This is a genomic window from Microbacterium sp. (assembly GCF_041909575.1).
Taxonomy (GTDB): domain Bacteria; phylum Actinomycetota; class Actinomycetes; order Actinomycetales; family Microbacteriaceae; genus Microbacterium.
Window position 1 is genome coordinate 1 of sequence record NZ_JAYRDE010000182.1, and the last position, 2,857, is coordinate 2,857.

A 2,857-nucleotide genomic window follows, 5' to 3' on the forward strand; every position below is an offset into this window, starting at 1 on the left:
CCGCTCCGACTCGCTGGGCGGCCTCGCCGGCGAGGATCGCTGCGCCGGGAGCGCTGCGGGAGCCTCCGACGACGACCACGTCGCCGCGCGCCTTCTTGGAGTCGCCGGGATCGGGCAGACCCCAGGATTTCAGCACGGCCGGGGTGACCGGTTCAGGCGGGTTCGACATCGGGGCTTCCCGGGTGGGCCGTGACATCGGCGCCTTCGCGCTGCAGGTGGGTGACGTCGGAGAACGCGGCGAGCTCCCATTCCGCGGCGCGACGGACGAGATGCGTGATGGAGGCGTTCAGCACGGTTCGAGTGGATGCGAAGTCGAGGAGCTCGTCCTCGCGCATCGGCAGGAGCACGTAGAGGACCAGCATGACGACTGCGTCGTGGGCGACGAGCATCGCCGTCTCTCCGGGGCCGTCGAGCCGGTCGCGCAGGAAGGAGCGGAGGCGGAGCGCGACATCCGCCCAGGATTCTCCGCCGGGCGGTCGGTGGTAGAACTTGCCCAGGTGGAGGCGGCGCGCCATCTCTTCCGGGTGTCGGGCGGCGACCCCGCGGCGGGTGAGCAGGTCGAGGATGCCGAGCTCGCGGTCTCTCAGACGCTCGTCGAGGGACGGGTTCGTCGCGGGAGCCGGGGTCGGATGGTCGCCCAGCGCGATTCGCAGCGTCTCCTGCGCGCGGAGGTAGGGCGACACCCAGTACGCGTCGATGGAGTCGCGGCGGCCGTCGAGCCAGTGGCCGAGCGCGGTCGCCTGCTCGCGACCGGTATCGGACAGGGGAACGTCGGCGTCGCGGATGTCGAGGGGGATCGCGTCCAGGCCGTCGAGTTCGGCCTGCGTGGCCGCCACATTGCCGACGCTCTCGCCGTGCCGCACCAGGAACAGCTCGTTCACCGCCATGGGGGAAAGGCTAGAGACTGCCGCCCCCGCTGGGACAGTGGTTGACAATCCCGGACGTGCGGCTCGCGTCAGAAGATCATCGGACGGTCGTCGTCGTCCGGACCATCGAGGTCGAGGTCGACGACGACGGGAACGTGATCGCTCGGTGCCTCGCCCTTGCGCTCGTCGCGGTGGATTCGCGCGCCCGCCACGGCGTCGGCGAGGGCGTGCGAGCCGAGGATGAAGTCGATGCGCATGCCCTCGTTGCGGGGGAAGCGCAGCTGCTTGTAGTCCCAGTAGGTGTAGCCGGTGGGGACGAGTGGGCGCACGACGTCTTGCAGCCCGGCGGCTTCGAGGGCCGCGAACGCCTCGCGCTCGGGCGGGGAGACGTGGGTGGCGAATCCCTGGACCACAGTGGGGTCGCCGTTGTCGGCATCCGTCGGTGCGATGTTGAAGTCGCCGACGAGAGCGAGGGCGAGGTCGGGGTCGGCGGCGAGCGAGGCGCGGGTGTACTGCTCGAGGGCCGCGAGCCAATCGAGCTTGTAGAAGTAGTGGGGGTCGCCGAGGGATCGACCGTTGGGAACGTAGAGACTCCATACCTCGACGCCGCCGACGGTCGCGCCGATCGCGCGGGCCTCCTGCGGGGCGTCGGAGCCTTGGTGGCCCTTCTCGAACCCGGGCATCCCGGGGAACGCGGTCCGCACGTCGGTGATGGGCTCGCGGCTGGCGATCGCGACGCCGTTCCATTGCGAGAATCCGTGAGCCTCGACGTGGTAGCCGGCCTCTTCGAAGCGGTCGAAGGGGAATTGCTCGACCTTGCACTTGATCTCCTGCATCGCGAGCACGTCGATGTGCTCGCGCACCGCGAAGTCGACGATGCGGTCGACCCGCGCGCGGATGGAGTTGACGTTCCACGTGGCCAGGCGCATGGGATCAAGCCTAGGCCGGGGTGCCGACGCCGATGACCCGGTTGCGGTGTCCCGGGGGCGGCGTTCGCGGGGGCCAGCGGTCGCGGGTGGAAGCGGATGGCGTGTTGACTGGTGTGCATGTATCTCGAGCGGTGTCGGGCGACGGATGTCGGGCCGCTGACGGTCTTCCTGAGGACCGTCGATCTGACTCTGAGCGGAGTGGAGGCGCCCGGCGTCCGCCTGTGGCTGGAGCGCGACGAGCATGGCGAGATCATCGGCAGCACCGGGTACGAGATCAGCGTGGACGGGGAGCACGCGCTGATCCGGAGCGTGGCAGTGCACCCGTCGCTGCGGTCTCGCGGACGAGGCAGCGAGTTGGCCGGCTTCGCGCTCGATCGTGCGGCCGAGGAGGGTGCGACGACCGCGTGGCTGTTCAGTCGTCGTTCTGGAGTGTTCTGGCAGGGTCTCGGGTTCGAGCCCGCGGATCGTGACGAGCTCGCCAAGGCGCTGGCCGCCACGCATCAGGTACGTCTGTTCCGTCAGACCGGCCAGTTGGGACGGGAGGTCGCATGGTCGCGTCCTCTCGCGCGAGCCCGACCGATCGCCGAGCGTCGCCCTCGGATGTGAGGCTTCGTTGCTGGTGGTGCTGAGGGGTCGAGGTGGACAGCTCGGACTGGGAAGGGCGGATTCGTCGCTCTCCAACGCGGGTCGGCGGGCTCCCGGACGGTCGCTCGTTCACCGGGGGTGAACGATGCGCCCGCCCCAGAAAGGCGTGCCGGATGCTTCGCGCGTCGCTAGAAGGGTGCGTCGGATGTTTCGCGTGTCTCTAGGAGGGAGCGCGGGATCCCGCACTGGGCTAGAAGGGTGCGTCGGACACCCCGGCGTCGGGTGGCCGGAAGTGGGGGGTGGGTCGTTCGGGGTTGACGCGGTAGCGGCGTCCGGCCGGTGAGGTCCACAGGAGTGCGCCGCCGGTGTGGGGGATGTGGTGGACGGTCCAGCCGCCGTGGTGTTTGACGGTGTGGTGTCCGGTGCATAGCGGGGCGTGGTTGGTGAGGGCGGTGGGTCCGCCGTGTTCCCAGGCGA

Annotated in this window: 3 protein-coding genes and 1 pseudogene; 1 reads left to right on the top strand and 3 read right to left on the bottom strand. The window is 69.9% G+C overall.

Features of this window, described 5'->3' with window-relative positions; translation table 11 throughout:
* Nucleotides 1-152 precede the first annotated feature (152 nt).
* Nucleotides 153-887: a histidine phosphatase family protein gene (locus ACE3O1_RS15300; protein WP_374316513.1), complete on the bottom strand. Its 735-nt coding sequence runs from the start codon at nt 885-887 to the stop codon at nt 153-155.
* Nucleotides 888-955: 68 nt separating this feature from the next.
* Nucleotides 956-1,795, bottom strand: a complete 840-nt coding sequence (locus ACE3O1_RS15305) for an exodeoxyribonuclease III (RefSeq protein ID WP_374316515.1) — start codon at nt 1,793-1,795, stop codon at nt 956-958.
* Between the two features lie 117 nt (nt 1,796-1,912).
* On the opposite strand from ACE3O1_RS15305, the gene ACE3O1_RS15310 reads away from it, so the two are divergent.
* Nucleotides 1,913-2,401 carry a GNAT family N-acetyltransferase gene (locus ACE3O1_RS15310; protein ID WP_374316517.1) on the top strand — a complete coding sequence of 163 codons (489 nt, stop codon included), beginning with the start codon at nt 1,913-1,915 and terminating at the stop codon, nt 2,399-2,401.
* A gap of 229 nt (nt 2,402-2,630) precedes the next feature.
* Here the strand turns inward: ACE3O1_RS15310 and ACE3O1_RS15315 are convergent.
* A pseudogene (locus ACE3O1_RS15315) lies at nt 2,631-2,857 on the bottom strand (HNH endonuclease); the annotation flags it as partial.

Coding starts and splice junctions, on each gene's coding strand:
- ACE3O1_RS15300 (WP_374316513.1), bottom strand. CDS start 887: ATGGCGGTGAACGAGCTGTTCCTGGTGCGGCACGGCGAGAGCGTCGGC.
- ACE3O1_RS15310 (WP_374316517.1), top strand. CDS start 1,913: ATGTATCTCGAGCGGTGTCGGGCGACGGATGTCGGGCCGCTGACGGTC.
- ACE3O1_RS15305 (WP_374316515.1), bottom strand. CDS start 1,795: ATGCGCCTGGCCACGTGGAACGTCAACTCCATCCGCGCGCGGGTCGAC.